At 74.6% G+C, this 16,471-nt stretch carries 16 protein-coding genes and 1 other RNA gene; 9 read left to right on the forward strand and 8 right to left on the reverse strand.

Annotation, left to right across the window (positions count from 1 at the left end; translation table 11 throughout):
* Window positions 1-72: 72 nt before the first annotated feature.
* The 3 genes from KV557_RS02880 to KV557_RS02890 form a co-directional block, all read right to left on the reverse strand.
* Complete coding sequence (locus KV557_RS02880; RefSeq protein WP_218197992.1) at window positions 73-216, reverse strand: VenA family class IV lanthipeptide; 144 nt, start codon at window positions 214-216, stop codon at window positions 73-75.
* 194 nt (window positions 217-410) lie between these two features.
* Complete coding sequence (locus KV557_RS44365) at window positions 411-2,402, reverse strand: S9 family peptidase (protein ID WP_218197993.1); 1,992 nt, start codon at window positions 2,400-2,402, stop codon at window positions 411-413.
* On the reverse strand, window positions 2,399-5,623 hold the full coding sequence (locus KV557_RS02890) for a class III lanthionine synthetase LanKC N-terminal domain-containing protein (protein ID WP_445156339.1): 3,225 nt from the start codon (window positions 5,621-5,623) through the stop codon (window positions 2,399-2,401). Before KV557_RS02890 ends, KV557_RS44365 begins: the two co-directional genes overlap by 4 nt.
* A 598-nt stretch (window positions 5,624-6,221) precedes the next feature.
* On the opposite strand from KV557_RS02890, the gene KV557_RS02895 reads away from it, so the two are divergent.
* From KV557_RS02895 to KV557_RS02905, 3 genes are read left to right on the forward strand one after another with little or no spacing between them, the layout of a single operon-like run.
* Complete coding sequence (locus KV557_RS02895) at window positions 6,222-7,058, forward strand: Nif3-like dinuclear metal center hexameric protein (protein WP_218197995.1); 837 nt, start codon at window positions 6,222-6,224, stop codon at window positions 7,056-7,058.
* A gap of 23 nt (window positions 7,059-7,081) precedes the next feature.
* On the forward strand, window positions 7,082-7,825 hold the full coding sequence (locus tag KV557_RS02900; RefSeq protein WP_218197996.1) for a zinc ribbon domain-containing protein: 744 nt from the start codon (window positions 7,082-7,084) through the stop codon (window positions 7,823-7,825).
* Window positions 7,826-7,829: 4 nt separating this feature from the next.
* Window positions 7,830-8,996, forward strand: a complete 1,167-nt coding sequence (locus tag KV557_RS02905; RefSeq protein ID WP_218197997.1) for a bifunctional RNase H/acid phosphatase — start codon at window positions 7,830-7,832, stop codon at window positions 8,994-8,996.
* A 72-nt stretch (window positions 8,997-9,068) separates the two neighbouring features.
* Here the strand turns inward: KV557_RS02905 and yaaA are convergent, their stop codons facing one another.
* Window positions 9,069-9,854, reverse strand: a complete 786-nt coding sequence (gene yaaA, locus KV557_RS02910; RefSeq protein WP_218197998.1) for a peroxide stress protein YaaA — start codon at window positions 9,852-9,854, stop codon at window positions 9,069-9,071.
* Between the two features lie 159 nt (window positions 9,855-10,013).
* Between yaaA and KV557_RS02915 the strand changes: the two genes are divergently transcribed.
* The 5 genes from KV557_RS02915 to rnpB all read left to right on the forward strand — a co-directional run bounded on the left by KV557_RS02915 (window position 10,014) and on the right by rnpB (window position 14,207).
* The gene (locus tag KV557_RS02915) at window positions 10,014-10,352 is read left to right on the forward strand and encodes a hypothetical protein (RefSeq protein WP_218197999.1); all 339 of its coding nucleotides are present in this window, start codon (window positions 10,014-10,016) and stop codon (window positions 10,350-10,352) included.
* A complete protein-coding gene (locus tag KV557_RS02920) occupies window positions 10,349-10,729 on the forward strand; it encodes a type II toxin-antitoxin system death-on-curing family toxin (RefSeq protein ID WP_308129740.1) in 381 nt (126 codons plus the stop codon). Before KV557_RS02915 ends, KV557_RS02920 begins: the two co-directional genes overlap by 4 nt.
* An 80-nt stretch (window positions 10,730-10,809) precedes the next feature.
* Window positions 10,810-12,282 (forward strand): RNB domain-containing ribonuclease, encoded by a 1,473-nt coding sequence (locus KV557_RS02925; RefSeq protein WP_218198000.1) that lies wholly within the window; start codon window positions 10,810-10,812, stop codon window positions 12,280-12,282.
* A 27-nt stretch (window positions 12,283-12,309) separates the two neighbouring features.
* Window positions 12,310-13,797: an MFS transporter gene (locus KV557_RS02930; protein ID WP_218198001.1), complete on the forward strand. Its 1,488-nt coding sequence runs from the start codon at window positions 12,310-12,312 to the stop codon at window positions 13,795-13,797.
* A gap of 13 nt (window positions 13,798-13,810) precedes the next feature.
* Window positions 13,811-14,207: RNase P RNA component class A (gene rnpB / locus KV557_RS02935), an RNA gene on the forward strand.
* A gap of 66 nt (window positions 14,208-14,273) precedes the next feature.
* Here the strand turns inward: rnpB and KV557_RS02940 are convergent.
* Both KV557_RS02940 and KV557_RS02945 read right to left on the reverse strand, forming a co-directional pair.
* Window positions 14,274-14,531, reverse strand: a complete 258-nt coding sequence (locus KV557_RS02940) for a Prokaryotic metallothionein (protein WP_218198002.1) — start codon at window positions 14,529-14,531, stop codon at window positions 14,274-14,276.
* Between the two features lie 117 nt (window positions 14,532-14,648).
* On the reverse strand, window positions 14,649-15,047 hold the full coding sequence (locus tag KV557_RS02945; RefSeq protein ID WP_218198003.1) for an ACT domain-containing protein: 399 nt from the start codon (window positions 15,045-15,047) through the stop codon (window positions 14,649-14,651).
* Between the two features lie 194 nt (window positions 15,048-15,241).
* Between KV557_RS02945 and KV557_RS02950 the strand changes: the two genes are divergently transcribed.
* On the forward strand, window positions 15,242-15,913 hold the full coding sequence (locus KV557_RS02950; RefSeq protein WP_218198004.1) for a PadR family transcriptional regulator: 672 nt from the start codon (window positions 15,242-15,244) through the stop codon (window positions 15,911-15,913).
* Window positions 15,914-15,961: 48 nt separating this feature from the next.
* On the opposite strand, the gene KV557_RS02955 is transcribed toward KV557_RS02950, so the two are convergent.
* Together KV557_RS02955 and KV557_RS02960 are read right to left on the reverse strand one after the other, a co-directional pair.
* Window positions 15,962-16,159 (reverse strand): hypothetical protein, encoded by a 198-nt coding sequence (locus KV557_RS02955; protein WP_218198220.1) that lies wholly within the window; start codon window positions 16,157-16,159, stop codon window positions 15,962-15,964.
* A gap of 44 nt (window positions 16,160-16,203) precedes the next feature.
* Window positions 16,204-16,431 carry a hypothetical protein gene (locus KV557_RS02960; protein ID WP_218198005.1) on the reverse strand — a complete coding sequence of 76 codons (228 nt, stop codon included), beginning with the start codon at window positions 16,429-16,431 and terminating at the stop codon, window positions 16,204-16,206.
* Window positions 16,432-16,471 lie beyond the last annotated feature (40 nt).

A 16,471-nucleotide genomic window follows, 5' to 3' on the forward strand; every position in this document is an offset into this window, starting at 1 on the left:
CGTTCCCGCCTGTCCGGACAGGCGGGAACGGCGCCACGGATCACCGGGTGACCGGCCGCTTCACCAGCGTGATCAGCTGACGGTGAAGATCAGGCAGGTCAGGATGAGGCAGGTGTACTGGCAGCCGCCGCCGTGGCCGGTCAGCTCGACGGACTCGGTCTCCGGCAGCTCCTGGAGCGCCGCGAGGTCGGTCTCGAAGTCCACCATGTTCTCCATGATCGGTTCCTCCCCTTGGAACGCGCCCGCCGCAATCTGCCTGCGGGCATCGGGTGTTGGCCCCCGGGCGGCTCGGGACGCCGCACCGGGGTGGTGCCCCGGACCGTCGGGCCCGGGAGTCTGTGAGTGGTGGGGCGGGTCGGCCCCGGCCGGTCGGCCCTGACCGGTCAGCCCGGCCGGCCGGCCCCCGCCGGTCAGCCCGGCCGGCCGGTCCGCAGGAAGGCGGCCAGCAGCTCGTGCAGCACGGCCGCGCCCTCCTCGGCCAGCACCTCGTGCCCGGACCCGGCCGCCTCGACGTACCGGAAGTCCGCGCCCTCGACCCGGCCGATCCGCAGCAACTCGTGCCGCAGCGAACGGGATTGGCTCACCGGCACGACCTCGTCCCGGTTGCCGTGCACCACCAGCAGCGGGGCGCTCAGCCGGTGCGCGAGCTGGAGCACGTCGCGCGGCCCCCGGGCGTCCGCGATCGGCTCGCCGCCGCCCAGCCGGGTGGTCAACGCCCGCACGGGGGGCGCGGCTTCGGCCAGCAGCCGGGCGCCGGACAGGAACGGCGCGACCACCGCGCAGCGCGCCACGTGCTCGGCCGGGGCGTGCGCCGCCGCCAGCAGCGCCAGGAACGCGCCGTAGCTGACGCCGAACAGGGCCGGCGGCTCCAGGCCGAGCGCCGCCCGCTGCCCCGCGATGCCGTCCAGCAGGTACAGGACGTCGTCCAGGTCCGGCCCGCCCCAGGCACCCCGGATGGCCATCGCGTGCGGCACCCCGTAGCCGGTGGATCCACGCTGGTTCGGCGCGACGACGGCCAGCCCCTCCGCCGCCATCCGCTGCAGGGCCGGGTCGAACTCCAGGCGCCAGGCGTCCGCCGGGCCGCCGTGCAGCGCAAGCACCAGGTGCGGACTGCTCAGCCAGGCGTCCCCGCCGTACACCACTGCTTCCAACGGACCGGCCGGGCCCGCCAGTTCGAGACTCTGGGCGGACTTCCAGCGGCCGCCGTCCCCGGGCGGCGTGCTGCCATCCAGTCGCCAACCCTCCAGCGGCGTGCGGGAGATGTGCGGACCGCCGGGCTGCCAGGTCAGTACGGTGTCCCGCCAAGGTCCGGGCAGCCCCGAACCCAGCGGCGCCAGTTGCAGCGGCAACGGCATCGGGCCGGAAACGGCGGGCGCCGGGCCGTGCGCCAGCAGCGTGTCCACGTCCAGGGCGGCCAGCGCCGCCGGATGATCGGGCGACGAGTACGGCATCCGCAGCCCCGCCTCCCCCCAGTGCCCGACCGCGCCGAGCCGGCCCGGCGGCACCGGCAGCGGATCCAGCCGGCCCATCGCGGGCCGCCACAGGGCCAGCGCCGAACCCGCGCCGTGGTCGATCTGCACCGCCACCCGCGGCCCGTCCGCCGCCTGCCGCAGCGCCACCGGCCGCAGGAACATCCCCGCGACGTGCAGGCACTCCGGAAAGTGCAGCGGATCGCCGCCGCCCAGCATGCCCCAGCCCAGCCGATCGGTGCCCGGCGCGTCGCTGCGCACCATCGCGAACCGGCTGTCCGGATCGAACAGCACCAGCCGGTCGTTGCTGTGCTCGCCGATCTCCAGCAGCGGGGTGACCGCGCCGCTGCGCAGGTCCAGCACGACACTGCGGACGATCCCCGCGCTCACCCGGTCCAGCGCGAGCAGCGCACCGGCGTGGTCCAGCCAGACGCCGCCGCCGTGCAATCCCGGTACCTCGGCGACCTGTTCGGGCTCGCTGCCGTCCACTCGCACCAGCCAGACCGTGGTCGCCGGGCGGGTGTCGGTGCCGAGCGCGACCGCCACCGGCGTGCGCGCGCCGGAACCGGGGCGCGACGGGAGCGGCAGCAGGCGCAGGCCGGGCATCCGGAGAGTCGCCAACTGCTGCTCTGCGGAACCGTTTTGGCTGGGTCCGAGGCGGACGAGATCGTGCCGCTCGCCGTCGTGCCGGCAGACCAGGACCGAGCTGTCCGGCAGCGAGACCAGCTGCGAACGCAGGCTCTCCGAACGGTTCCCGGACAACGGCAGCGCGGTCGGCTCGGCCGGGCGGTCGTCCACGGGGAGGCGCCAACTCTCGGCGTACCAACCGCCGTCGGCGGCGGAGGCGAGGCAGGCGGCGTGGCTGCCGTCGGCCGCAAAGGTGAAGCTCAACCGGCGCAGCGCCTGTGTCACGGTACGGGTGGCCACGTTCACGCCGGACTCACCTCGCTTGCGGAGGACGGCAGTTGGCGGACGGCGGGCGGCGCCGGGTCCACCCAGATCCGGGGACCGCCGTGTCGCCACCGGAGCAGGAAGGCCAGCGCACCCGCCGTACCGGTGCCGTACCCGGCTGCGCAACCCGTGCCGGTCTCGTCCGGCAGCACCAGCAGGCCGTTCCGGAGGGCGGAGCGGGCGGCGATAAGCTCGGCCAACTCCTCGGCCCCGGTGCAGAATTCGGGTGACCCCGTGGCCTCGGCAAGATCGAGCAGGTACTCGCCGTTCCCGGCCAGGCCGTGGCAGGCGCTCACGCCGCTGTGCCAGCGGCCGGCCAGGACGGCCCGCCCGGCGGCGAGCGCCAGCTCGTGGGCGGTGGCGTCGCCGGTCACCTGCCAGAGGCGAAGGAGAAAGGTGCCGGCACCGGACGCGCCACTGCACCAGTGTGCGAGGCGGACGTGCTGCGCGTCGTCCGCGCTCTGCGGCCACCAGGCGGCCCCGGCCTCGCGGCGGACGGTCGCGGCCAGCGTACGGCCCGCCTCGGCGGCGCCCGCCAACAACGCCCGATCGCCGGTTGCCTCGGCGGCGGCGAGCAGGAAGGCACCGACGCCGGCCACGCCGTGCGCGAACCCCAGATGGGTGATCCCGGCGAGCGCCGAGTCGAAATCCGTCGGCACCGGCCAAACGAGCCCGTACGGCTCGCGCCGGGCGGCGCCGAGGAGAGCGTGGCCGCAGCGGGCGGCGCGGGCGAGGAAGGCGTCCGCGTCTCCGTCCAAAGCATCGGCAGCGAAACGGAGTTGGGTGAATCCGGCGCCCGCTGCGCCGTGGCAGACATCGGGATTGGGCCATTCGACGGGCACGCGCCGGGCGGTCGCGGCCGCACGCTCGGCCAGTCCGTCGTCCCCGAGCGCACGGGCGGCGTCGAGCAGCGCCCAGGCGGCACCGGAGCGGCCGAAATGCAGCCCGGGCAGAACGACCGGCTCAGCGGCACAGCGCCGCTCGACCCACTCGGCAGCCACCTGCACCGTCCGCCGAGCCGCCGCCCGCACGTTACTTGGAAGCCCGTCCACGAGCACCGCCCGCGCCAACACTGCCAGCACCCCGGCGGCGCCGTGCTGCACATTGCAGGGATCCGTCCGCTCTCCGGCCGGCACGACGGGCCACAGCCGATCACGCCGCCCGGGCGTGGCAGTGCCGGCGAGGTGACGCAGCCCGTCATGCAGCACCCGATCGAGGTCGGCCGCGCACCGATCGGCGCCGGAGGCAACCGGCGCGCCCACACCACCCAGCCGCCGGGCGGCGGCAGGCACGCCGTGCGATAGGTGGGCCGTGGAGGTGCGTCGCTGCGGGGCAGTGGACGGCGGTGCCGTGGCGGCGGATGCCGAGCGGCCGCCCTCGGCGCTGGGCCGGCCGGTGGCAGCCGCTGAAGCCACGGTGGCGGCCACGGCCGTCGAAGGGCCGGCGCCCTCGGCCAGGCCTTCGACGCGTGCACTGGCGGCAGCGGCGGCGGACGTGTCGCTTTGCTGCCCAGCGGCGGCCGGCGCCTGGCGGCTGTCGTCGAAAAGTGCCTCGCGAACCTGGGCCAGGCTCCACCGCTCCGCCGCCTCCTCGGCCCGGAGGGCGAGGATGGCCGGTGCCAGGCGTCGGGCAGTGGTGCCGGTGCGGGCGGCGAGGGTGAGCCAGCGGGTGAGGCGTTCGGTGACCGGGCGGGCCTGGGGGAGGTCCTCGGGGAGCACGGGGTCGTGGCCGGTGGCGAGGAGGAAGTAGAGGCCGCCGAGGGCGTACAGGTCGGCGGCGGGGTCGGCGAGGCAGGTGCCGTCCGTGACCACGGTGAGCCGGCCGGGGCCCTGTTCGGGGGCGCGGTAGCCGGGGGTGCCGGCTGAGCCGGCGGGGCGGCCGGCCTCGGCGGCGAGTTCGAGGTCGACGAGCCGCAGGGTGCCGTCCGGGCGGACCATCACATTGCCGGGGGAGAGGTCGCGCAGCACCAGCCCCTCCGCATGCACCCGGGAGACGAGGTCGAGCAACGCCCGGGCGATCGGCTCGGCCTCGGTCCAGTCGACGTCGGGGGTGCCGTCGCGCCGCAGGCGGGCGGTGACCCAGCTGCCCAGCGGCTGTCCGGCGATTCGTTCCTGCACCAGGAAGACGGAGTCGTCCTGCTCGATCAGTTCGATCGCAGCCGGCGCCAGATCGCGCCCCGCGAGCCGGGTCAGTAGTGCGGCCTCGTGCCGCAGGGCGTCCCGGGCGTCGGTGCCGGCGCGGTCGGTCTCGATGTGGGCGCGGGCCTGCTTGACCACGACCTCGGTGCCGCTCGCGGCCTCCCGGCCGAGGAACACCCCGCCCTTGGTACCGTGCCGGACGGCCGACGTGATCGCGTACCGCCCGGCGAGCAGCACCCCACCCCGACGCCGGGCCCCCGACGCCGAAGACGTTCCCGACACCGCCGAGGCGGCAGCGAACGGATCCCGCACCCACCCCGGCGCCCGGTACGACGCCCCGCGGACGTCCACCACCCGCTCCCCGCCCGGCCCGCGCAGTACCGACCGGTACTCGCCGTCGTTGCCGAGTTCCGCCCGCGCCGCGAACGCGCCGTACCGGTAGTGCACCCGGCTGCCGGGCCGGTACGGCCGGTCGGAGAGCACGGCGGGCCCGGGCAGCCCGGCCGTCGCCCGGTCGAGCGCGGCGGCGAGCCGCCGGAACTGCTCGTCGTCCGCCGGGTAGACGGTGATGAACTTGCCCGCCGAACCGCGGTCGCTGTTACGGGAGTTGATCTCCCGCAGCCGCTGCTCCCCGGCCGCGAACTTGAACGTGCACGGGTCGTCGGCGAGCACCCGCACGACGGCGGCGAGCACCGCCTCCCCCACCGCCGAGGCCGCGCTCACGTGCAGCTTCCAGCCCTGGCCGGGTAAGGATGAAGCCCCGGAAGCCCCGGAAGCCCCGGAAGCCCCGGAAGCCCCGGAAGCCCCGGAAGCCCCGGAAGCCCCGGAAGCCCCGGAAGCCCCTGAAGGCTCTGAAACTCCTGAAGACGCCGAAGGCGTGGACGGCCTGGCCGTGCACCAGAAGCCCTCGACGGTGACGTCCCAGTCCCCGCCGCCTCCCCGGCCTCCGGCGCCGGCCAGCGCCGCCCGCGTCACCTCCGGCCACGGACCGGCCCCATCCGGTCCGCCGCCCGTCGATCCCCTGTCCCCGGCCGTACGCAGCGATGTGCCCGCCCCCATCTGCATTCACATCCCTTCGTCTCGGCCGCTGCCCGCGGGTGCCCACTGCTCCGGCGCCCGGGCGCGGCACGGCCTGATCGGTTTCCTCGGAAGGAGCGGGAGTGCCGTCCGGACCCCGGCGGGCTCCGGGCCCGCGTCCGGCGGAGCGTCCTCCCGGCCCCGGGCCGGTCTCCCGACCCCGGGTCGGGGCTGCTGCCGGCGGCCCCTCGCTCGGAGTTACTGCCGGGGCAACTCCCGTTCGCAGAACTGAAGTTACTTTCGAGGCAGGGGAGGCTCAACGCGAAGCGGGTCACTTCACTCATAAGGGTGATCCGGAGCGGGTTTCGAATGTGCGCGAGGGGCGCGGTGTGAGCAGCAGGCGCCCGGCGCACCGGCGTGCACGGCCCGCAACGCCCCGCCCCGGCGCCTCCCGTCGCCGGTTGACGCGCATCCGTACGCCGGCGGCACCCACGTCCGAAGCGCCCCCACCAGCGCCGCGCGAGCGTCCCGCGTGCGACCCCGCGAGCCCCTGCCCACCCCTAAGACCCGCCCCCACCCGCCCTCAAAGCCCCAGCGGAGAGCCGCCGAGGCCCGACCGCCCCCGCGCGCACGGTAGTCTCGACAGGTGCCGAAACTGTCCGACGTCATCACCGCGCTCGAAGGGGTCTACCCGCCGCAGTGGGCAGAGTCCTGGGACGCCGTCGGCCTGGTCTGCGGGGACCCTCAGGCCGAGGTCAGCCGCGTCCTGTTCGCCGTCGACCCCGTGCAGGCCGTCGTCGACGAGGCCGTGGAGTGGGGTGCCGACCTGGTCGTCACCCACCACCCCCTCTATCTGCGCGGCACCACCAGCGTCGCGGCCACCACCTTCAAGGGCCGGGTGGTGCACACGCTGATCAGCAACGGCATCGCCCTGCACGTCGCGCACACCAACGCCGACCACGCCGACCCCGGCGTCTCGGACGCGCTCGCCGAGGCCGTCGGCGTCCGGGTCACCGGCCCGCTGGTGCCGGACCCGACCGACCCGCTCGGCCGCCGCGGCACCGGACGGATCGGCCTGCTGGAACCCCCGCTGACCCTCTCCGCCTTCGCCGAGCAGGTCGCCAAGGGCCTGCCCGCCACCGCCGCCGGCGTCCGCGTCTCCGGCGACCCGGCCCGGCTGGTCAGCCGGGTCGCGGTGTGCGGCGGCTCCGGCGACAGTTTCTTCGCCGAGGTCCGGGCGGCCGGCGTGGACGTCTACCTCACCGCCGACCTGCGCCACCACCCGGCGTCCGAGGCCGCCGAGGCGGCACCGGTCGCGCTGGTCGACGCCGCGCACTGGGCCACCGAGTGGCCCTGGCTCACCCTGGCCGAGCGGGCCCTGCGGGCCGCCGCCGACAAGCGCGGCTGGGCCGTGGAGACCAAGGTCTCCCACCGGGTCACCGACCCGTGGACCGCGCACGCCCCCATGTCCTTCACCGCCTGACCCGATTCACAGGAGCTTTCCGCTTGAACGCCGCGCCCGCCGACCAGATCCGCCTGCTCGACCTCCAGGCCATCGACTCGAAGCTCGACCAGCTGGCCCACCGGCGCCGGAGCCTGCCCGAGCACGCCGAGATCGAGAAGGTCACCGCCGACCACACCGCGCTCAAGGACCTCGTGGTCGCCGCCCAGGCCCAGCAGGGCGACACCGCCCGCGAGCTGACCAAGGCCGAGCAGGACGTCGAGCAGGTCCGCACCCGCTCCGCCCGCAACCAGCAGCGCCTCGACTCCGGCGCGATCACCTCGCCGAGGGACCTGGAGAACCTCCAGCACGAGATCGGCTCGCTCGCCAAGCGCCAGGGCGACCTGGAGGAGGTCGTGCTGGACGTCATGGAGCGCCTGGAGACCGCCCAGGCCCGGGTCGACGAGCTGACCGCCCGCCTGGAGCACTCCACCGTCGTCCTCACCGAGGCCGAGACCCGCCGGGACGCCGCCTTCGCCGAGATCGACGGCGAGGCCGAGAAGGTCCGCCGCGACCGCGAGACCGTCGTCGCCGTCGTCCCGGCCGACCTGCTGAAGCTCTACACCAAGCTGCGCGAGCAGCAGGGCGGCGTCGGCGCGGCCCGCCTCTACCAGCGCCGCTGCGAGGGCTGCCGCACCGAGTTCTCGATCACCGAGCTGAACGCCATCAAGGCCGAGCCGGCCGACAAGGTCGTCCGCTGCGAGAACTGCTCCCGGATCCTGGTCCGTACCGCCGAATCGGGCGTCTGACCCGGTGGCGGCGCGCTTCATCGTCGAGGCGGACGGCGGGTCCCGGGGCAACCCGGGGCCGGCCGGCTACGGCGCGGTGGTCCGGGACGGCGACACCGGGCAGATCATCGCCGAGGCCGCCGAGTTCATCGGCCACGCCACCAACAACGTGGCCGAGTACAAGGGCCTGATCGCCGGCCTCAAGGCGGCCCGGGAGCTGGACCCGGACGCCTCGGTGGACGTCCGGATGGACTCCAAGCTGGTCGTCGAGCAGATGTCCGGGCGCTGGAAGATCAAGCACCCCGACATGCAGCCGCTCGCTGCCGAGGCGCGGACCATCCTCCCGCGCGGCCGGGTGACGTACACCTGGATCCCGCGCGAGCGGAACAAGGACGCCGACCGGCTGGCCAACGAGGCCATGGACGCCGGCAAGGCGGGGCGCCAGTGGGAGCCGAAGAAGCCGGCCGCAGCGACGACCTCGACGACGACCTCGGCGAAGGCCGTCGTCGCCGAGCCGCCGCTGGAGACCGCCGTCCCCAAGGCCGGCTGGGCCGCCGAGGCCGACCTCGGCACCCCCACCACCTTCGTCCTGCTGCGCCACGGCGAGACCGCGCTCACCCCGGAGAAGCGATTCTCCGGCAGCGGCGGCAGCGACCCGGAGCTCTCCGAGAAGGGCCGCTGGCAGGCCGAACGGGCCGCCGAGGCGCTCGCCGCCCGCGGCAGCATCCAGGCCGTCGTCGCCTCCCCGATGCGGCGCACCCGGCAGACCGCCGAGACCGTCGCAGCCCGGCTCGGCCTGGAGGTCCGGTACGAGGACGGGCTGCGCGAGGTGGACTTCGGCGCCTGGGAGGGCCTGACCTTCGCCGAGGTGCAGGAGCGCTACCCGGACGACCTCGCCGCCTGGCTCGGCTCCGCCAAGGCCAAGCCGACCGGCAGCACCGAGAGTTTCACCACGCTCACCCACCGGGCCGGCGTCGCCCGGGACAAGATCCTCGCCCGGAATCCCGGCAGGACCGTGCTGGTCGTCTCGCACGTCAGCCCGATCAAGACGTTGGTCCGGCTCGCGCTCGGCGCGCCGCCGGACTCGCTGTACCGGATGGAGCTTTCCGCAGCCTCGCTCTGCGCCGTCCAGTACTACGCGGACGGCAACGCCTCGGTGCGGCTGCTCAACGACACGTCGCACCTGCGCTGATCCACGCCGAGGCGGGACACGGGCCCCGCCTCGGCGCCGTCAGTACACCTCCGCCTTCAGCGCACCCCGCCGTCAGTGCACCTCGGTGACCACCACGTCCAGCTGCCACGGCTTGCGGGCCGTGCCCTCCGCCGCGAGCTCCACCCGGTGGCCCAGCTCCAGCAGCGCGTCCATCAGCTCGCCGGGCGTCTTCGGCTCGGCGCCCGCGACCAGCAGATCCCGGACGAGCCGGCCCTTCGTCGCCTTGTTGAAGTGGCTGACGACCGTGCGCTTGCCGTTCCGCTCCTGGAGCACCCGGACGGTCGCCGTCCGGGACGCCACCTCGCCGGCCGGCTTCCACGCCGCCGCGTACGCGGAACTGCGCAGGTCCAGCACCAGCCCGTCCGCGACCTCCGGCAGCACGGTCGCCATCGCGCTCCGCCAGTACGCTCCGAGCGCCCCCGGGCCGGGGAGTTTCACGCCCATCGAGCAGCGGTAGGGCGGGATCCGGTCGGTGATCCGCACGGCGCCCCAGAGGCCGGAGAACACCAGCAGCGAGCGCTCCGCCCGGCCGTACGCGGCCTCGTCCAGGCTCGCCAGCCCCAGGTTGTCGAACAGCACCCCGGTGTACACCTCGCCCGCCGGCCGCACCCCGGCCGACGGCAGCCCGGCGTTCCGGGCGATCTCGCCCCGCAGCCCCGGGCTGAGCCCCAACACCTCGGCAGCGGTGTCCTCGTCGCCCCGGCAGAGCCCCACCAGCGAGTCCAGCACCTCACCCCGCGCCGCCGTGAGCCCCGGCAGCGACAGCCCGCCGAGCGCCACCGGCCCCCCGTCCCCGGACGCGGCCTTACCCTCCGAGGGCGGCAACAGCACCAGCACAGCGGACTCCTCAACACTTTGTGGCGAACGAACCCCGCCACCCTACGCAAATCCCGCCCCCGCAGGCGCCCCCTGTCCGTCGGGTGGGCGGCGGCCGGCAATTCGGTGGGCTCGGTGGGCGTTGACGGTTACGGTGAGTGGCGAAGGAGAGTGAACGAGATGAGCCTGCAACCCCTGGACCTGGTGCCCGGCGATGACGATGCCGTGGAGGAGTCCCTGTCCGTGCGGCTGCCGGCCGGGATGCCGGCGGAGACGCGGCAGGCGTTGGAGTTCGCGCTGCGCGCGGCCGCGCAGGCGGTGATGGCCGGGCGCGTGCGGGTCATCGGCACGGCGGCCGGCGACGACACCGCCGAGCTGGCCTTCGAGGTGCGCCAGTCCGAGGTGCCGGAGGCGCTGACGGAGCAGCCCCGGCCCGACCGGGCCGAGCGCCGGGCGGCCATGGTGGCGCGCATCCGCGCGGCCAACGCCGAGACGCTGGAGAGGCTCAAGGACCTGTGACCGCGAACACCGAGTACCTGGACCTCGACGACGTCACCTACCTCGCCGGCGGCCCCAGCAACATCCGCGACCTCGGCGCCCTCCTCTCCGCGCTCGGCCGCCCGCAGGCGAGCCTGTTCGGCGCCGACGCCTACCCGGACCTCTGGACGAAGGCCGTCGCCCTCGGCCAGAGCCTGGCCCGCAACCACCCGCTGGTGGACCGGAACAAGCGCACCGCCTTCGAGGCGATGCTGCTGTTCCTGGACTACAACGGCGAGCCGTACACCGACCCGCACCCGGACGACGCGGTCGCGTACGTCCTCCGGCTGGCCACCGGCGGCTACGACGACACCGTCGCCCTCGCCGCCAAGGATCTGAAGTCCCTCCTGGGACGCTGAGCCTCCGTCCGGGATCACCGTCCCTCCTGGGACGCTGAGCCTCCGTCCGGGATCACCCGATTCGCCCTACGCTGGCCTGCATGCCTCGCCGAAAACTGCGCGTCAAGGCCGCCGACTCCGCCCGGATCAACGCCGAACTGGCCGAGCTCAGGGCCCGCCTGGAGATCCACACCGAGTGGCCGGAAAAGGTGCTCGCCGAGGCGGAGGAGGCGGCCGAGCGCCCCCGGCTGCCCGAGTACGACGCCACCGACCTCCCGCTGTTCACGGTCGACCCGCCCGGCTCGCGCGACCTCGACCAGGCCATGCACTTCACCCGCCGCCCGGGCGGCGGCTACCGGGTGTACTACGCGATCGCGGACGTCGCCGCCTTCGTCCACCCGGGCGGGGCGATCGACGTCGAGGCCCGCCGCCGCGTCGAGACGCTGTACTTCCCCGACCACCGCATCCCGCTGCACCCCGCCCGGATCTCCGAGGACGCCGCCAGCCTGCTGCCCGGCGAGCCCCGCCCCGCGCTGCTCTGGCAGCTGGACCTGGACGCGGACGGCGCCGTCGTCCTGGCGGACCTGCGCCGCGCCCTGGTCCGTTCGCACCGCCGCCTCGACTACGCGGCCGTCCAGCGCAGCGTGGACCTCGGCGGCGCCGACGAGCAGCTCGCCCTGCTCGCCACCGTCGGCCGGCTGCGCGAGGAGCAGGAGCGCGCCCGCGGCGGGATCAGCCTGCCGGTGCCGGAGCAGGAGGTCGAGGAGACCCTGCACGGCTACGTCCTCGGCTACCGCGCGCCCGGACCGGCGGACGGCTGGAACGCCCAGATCTCGCTGCTCACCGGCATGGCCGCGGCCGACCTGATGCTCGACGCGGGGGTCGGCCTGCTGCGCACCCTGCCGGCCGCGCCCGCCGAGGCGTACGAGCGGCTGCGGAGGATCGCCCAGGCCCTGGACGTCGACTGGCCGGCGGGTCTCCCGTACCCGGAGCTGATCCGCTCGCTCGACCCGGACGTGCCGCTGAACGCCGCGTTCCTCAACGAGTGCACCGGGCTGCTGCGCGGCGCCGGCTACCACGCCTTCGACGAGTCCCGCGGCCTGCCCGCCCCCGCCGATCCGGACCACGCCGCGCTGGCCGCGCCGTACGCGCACTGCACCGCCCCGCTGCGCCGGCTCGGCGACCGGTTCGCGCAGGAGGTGTGCGCCGCGGTCGCCGCGGGGGAGGACGTGCCGGACTGGACGCGCGAGGCGCTGCCCGCCGTACCGGCGCTGATGGCGAGCGGGGACCGCCGCTCGGGCGAGGTCGAGCGGGCCTGCGTGGACCTGGTGGAGGCCGAACTGCTGGCCGGCCGGGAGGGCGAGGACTTCACGGCGGTCGTCATCGACGTGGACGAGAAGCGGCCCGGCTCCGGCACCGTCCAGCTGCGCGAACCGGCCGTCCGGGCGCGCTGCGACGCCGCGGACGGCGGAGCCGGTGCGGATCGCGCGGCGCTGCCGCTCGGCGGGCTGATCCGGGTGCGCCTGGCGACGGCCGATCCGGCCACCCGGACGGTCCGCTTCGCCGCCGTCTGACCTTCGCGGGGGTGGGAGGATCGTCCCGTGCCCGAACCCCTCACCCCCTCCGTCCCCGGGCGGCACCGCCGCCTGCTCGTCCTGGCGATCTGCTGCCTGAGCCTGTTCATCGTCGGCCTGGACAACACCGTGGTGAACATCGCCCTGCCGGCGATCCAGCGCGATCTGGACGCCCCGGCCTCCGGTCTGCAGTGGATCATCGACGCGTACACCCTGGTCCTGGCCTCGCTGCTGATGCTGTTCGGCTCGGTGGCGGACCGGTTCGGCCGCCGTCGGGTGTTCCAGACCGGGCTGCTGTGCTTCGCGCTCGGCTCGCTGCTGTGCAGCCTGGCGCCGAGCCTGGAGTGGCTGGTGGCGTTCCGCGCGCTGCAGGCGGTGGGCGGCTCGATGCTCAACCCGGTGGCGATGTCGATCATCACCAACACCTTCACCGATCCGAGGGAGCGGGCCCGCGCGATCGGGGTGTGGGGCGGTGTGGTCGGCATCTCGATGGCGCTCGGGCCGCTGCTCGGCGGCTTCCTGGTGGACGGCGCGGGCTGGCCGTCGATCTTCCTGATCAACGTTCCGGTCGCCCTGGTCGCCATAATCCTGACCGCCCGTTACGTCCCCGAGTCGCGCGCGCCGCGGCCGCGCCGACTGGACCCGGTCGGGCAGCTGCTGATGATCGTCCTGCTCGGCTGTGGCACCGCCGCCATCATCGAGGGCCCCGGGAACGGCTGGACGTCCCCGCTGATCCTCACCCTCGCCGCGACCGCCGGGGCCGCGCTGGTCGCCTTCCCGTTGTGGGAGCGGCGGGTGGCCGAGCCGCTGGTCGACCCGCGGTTCTTCGCCAGCCCGCCGTTCACCGGCGCCACCGTCACGGCGGTCTGCGCCTTCGCCGGGCTCGGCGGCTTTCTCTTCCTCAACACCCTCTACCTGCAGGACGTCCGCCACTACGGCCCGGTCGAGGCGGGCCTGTGGACGCTGCCGATGGCCGGGATGATGCTGGTCTGCGCGCCGCTGTCCGGACGGATCGTCGGCAGCCGGGGCCCGCGCGGCCCGCTGGTCGCGGCCGGGCTCGGCCTCGCCGCGAGCGGGGTGCTGCTCACCCGGCTGACGGCGGACTCCCCGGCGGTGCTGCTGCTCGTCGCGTACGCGCTGTTCGGCTTCGGCTTCGGCATGGTCAACGCGCCGATCACCAACGCCGCCGTCTCCGGCATGCCGCGCGCCCAGGCGGGCGTGGCGGCCGCCGTCGCGTCGACCAGCCGGCAGGTCGGGCAGTCGCTCGGGGTGGCGGTGATCGGTACGGTCGTCACCTCGGCGGTCGTCGGCCCGGTCGCCACCGGCTTCGCGGCGGCCAGCCACGCCGGCTGGTGGATCCTGGTCGGCCTGGGCGGCGCGATCCTCGCGCTCGGCCTGGCCACCACCACCCCGTGGGCCACCGCGGGCGCCGCCCGGGTCGCGGCCCGGCTCGGCGGGGATGCGCCGGTGGCCCGGGCCGGAGTACGGGAGGCTCCGTCCGAGCGGCTACGATGACCACTACGGCGGAAGAGCCGGCCGGGCGGTCGCGACGGGTCCCTGACCCGCCGAGGAACGTCCGGGCTCCACAGAGCAGGGTGGTGGGTAACGCCCACCCGGGGTGACCCGCGGGACAGTGCCACAGAAAACAGACCGCCCGCCGCTCAGGCGACGGGTAAGGGTGAAACGGTGGTGTAAGAGACCACCAGCGACCGGGGTGACCCGGCCGGCTCGGTAAACCCCACCTGGAGCAAGGTCAAGATCGGTGCCCTCGGGCGCCGTGCGCGAGTGTTCGAGGGCTGCTCGCCCGAGCTCGCGGGTAGACCGCACGAGGCTGTCGGCAACGGCAGTCCTAGATGGATGGCCGCCTCCCCGGGCCGCGCAAGCAGCCCGGGAGACAGAACCCGGCGTACAGGCCGACTCTTCCGCCCCCTTTCCGCCTCCCGGCCAGGCCAACGGCCAGGCCGGGTGCGCCATGCCTCCGGCCGTGCGGGTCAGGCGGGATGCGAGCCGACGGCGTCGCGGATCTGCTCGCCGAGGCCGCCGTTGACGCGGGCGCAGTTGGCGCAGCAGAAGAACCGGCCGGCCACCTCCACGCCGTGGCCCACGATCCGGACCTGGCACTGCTCACAGCGCGGCGCAAGCTTCTCCATGGCGCACTCGAAGCTGTCGAAGGTGTAGGTGTCGCCGGTGATCGTCTTGATCTCGAAGGCGAGCCAGTAGTCGTTTCCGCAGGTGACGCAGATGGCCATGGCGGCCGTCTCCTTCCGGTGAGGGGCCGACGGGCCGGGGCGGTCCGGCAGCCTCTCCCAGTGTCGGAGCCCCCTCCGGCGGCGGCCACTCGGCGGCCCCGTCAGGCGGAGCGACTGTCACGCGGAGCGGGCCGACAGTTCCTCCAGCGCCCGGACGGCGCGCTCGGCGTCGTCGGCGGTGACGAACAGGTGGTCGTGGTGGAAGCCGGCCACCACGTTGCAGCTGATCCCCTCCTCGGCGAGCCGCCCGGCCACCGCCGCCGTGAGCCCGACGGCCTCCAGCGCGGAGTGGATCTGCAGGGTGATCCAGGCCGCCACGTACTCGTAGCGCAGCCCGAGCGCGTCCGCCTCCTCCTGGGCGACCACCACCGTCACGCCTTCGGGTTCGGCGACGGTCACCACCGGCCGCATTCCGGCGGGCACCTTCGCGGGCAGCGTGCAGTACACGTACCGCCCCGGGTTGAGCACTGGGCGCATGCCGCGCAGCAGCGTCGCGAGATCTCGTTCACCGGCCATGCCCGCCACCGTAGCGGCTGGGCCGGGCCCGGGTCCCGGGCGTCCGGCCGTGTCGGAGCCGGTGTCGGGGGCCGGGGCGGACGCCGGGTCGGAATCCGGGTCGGAATCCGTTGACGAGCGACAGTCGCCGATATATCGTCGAGCTATCGAGACAGTTACTCGACTGTCCCGACGACTCAGAGGAGGTGGGCGCCATGCGCTCAGGAATGCGATTTCGTGGGGAGAGCCCCCGCGGCGGACGGCGCCGCGGCCCGGGCCCGGAGTTCGAGGGGATGCCCGGGGAGGGCTTCGAGGGCCGCGGGGCGTTCGGCGGCTTCGGCCCGCCGTTCGGCGGTGGTCCCGGCCACCCGATGGGCGGCCCGTTCGGACACGGCTTCGGCGGGCGTGGCGGACGACGCGGTGGCCCGCACGGCCGGCGGGGCGGCCGGGCCCGGCGCGGGGACGTCAGGGCGTCGCTGCTGGCGCTGCTCAAGGAGCGGCCGATGCACGGCTACGAGATGATCGCCGAGATCGCCGAGCGGACCGGCGGGGCCTGGCGGCCCAGCCCGGGTTCGATCTACCCCAACCTCCAGCTGATGGAGGAGGAGGGCCTGATCGTCGCGGAGGAGGTCGGCGGCAAGCGGCTGGTTTCGCTCACCGAGGCGGGCCGGGCCGAGGCCGAGGCGGGGCCCGCCGAGCCGTGGGCGGAGGCCGGCCGGGAGGTCGACTGGGAGGCCGTCCAGGAGGTCGGCCAGGCGCTCGCCGCGGTCGACCAGGCGATCCGTCAGGTCATGACCACCGGCACGGAGGCGCAGCGCACCAAGGGCCTTGTGGTGCTCAACGAGGCCCGCAAGAAGCTGTACCTGATCCTCGCCGAGGATGACTGACCGACGAGGGGGGACGCCGGAGATATCGGCGACGGGTGGTGCCGCTGCTCAGGGGTGGACCGTGAACAGGGCCACACAGGCGAGCAGCAGCACCGCCCAGCCGAACCAGAGCCAGCCGTTCGCTCCGATCACGACGGTGTAGACGCTGACCGCCACCAGCAGCAGCGCGGTCACCCCGGCCACCTGCCGGTTGTGGTGCGCGACCGCCTCGGACCTGCTCCTGGGGTGCCGCACGGTTCTCGCCATGGCCGTCCTCCCGGGGAGGCTGCGAACGGCGGCGGGCGCGGTCGTCAGCCGGGCGCGCGTTCGGTGGCCGCCTCGTCGTACTCGTAGCGCCAGAACCAGCGGATGCCCCGCACCTGCTTGGACCGGACGTACACCAGTGTGCGCGCGGGAGTGTCGCCGTGCGCGGGGACCGGCACCTTGTAGGTCTTGGGCACGCCGAGCATCATCCCCACCTCGATGGCAAGGATCCGGCCGTCGAGAGGGCCGCCGACGAATTCGGTGTCCGCTTTCACCCCACCAGGGTCTCACCTCCGCACGGGTGACCGGAGCCAG

This window comes from Kitasatospora aureofaciens (assembly GCF_019192735.1).
GTDB classification, from domain to species: Bacteria; Actinomycetota; Actinomycetes; order Streptomycetales; family Streptomycetaceae; genus Kitasatospora; species Kitasatospora aureofaciens_A.

Coding starts and splice junctions, on each gene's coding strand:
- KV557_RS02880 (WP_218197992.1), bottom strand. CDS start 216: ATGGAGAACATGGTGGACTTCGAGACCGACCTCGCGGCGCTCCAGGAG.
- KV557_RS02890 (WP_445156339.1), bottom strand. CDS start 5,623: ATGCAGATGGGGGCGGGCACATCGCTGCGTACGGCCGGGGACAGGGGA.
- KV557_RS02915 (WP_218197999.1), top strand. CDS start 10,014: ATGAGCCTGCAACCCCTGGACCTGGTGCCCGGCGATGACGATGCCGTG.
- KV557_RS02925 (WP_218198000.1), top strand. CDS start 10,810: ATGCCTCGCCGAAAACTGCGCGTCAAGGCCGCCGACTCCGCCCGGATC.
- KV557_RS02940 (WP_218198002.1), bottom strand. CDS start 14,531: ATGGCCATCTGCGTCACCTGCGGAAACGACTACTGGCTCGCCTTCGAG.
- KV557_RS02945 (WP_218198003.1), bottom strand. CDS start 15,047: ATGGCCGGTGAACGAGATCTCGCGACGCTGCTGCGCGGCATGCGCCCA.
- KV557_RS02950 (WP_218198004.1), top strand. CDS start 15,242: ATGCGCTCAGGAATGCGATTTCGTGGGGAGAGCCCCCGCGGCGGACGG.
- KV557_RS02955 (WP_218198220.1), bottom strand. CDS start 16,159: ATGGCGAGAACCGTGCGGCACCCCAGGAGCAGGTCCGAGGCGGTCGCG.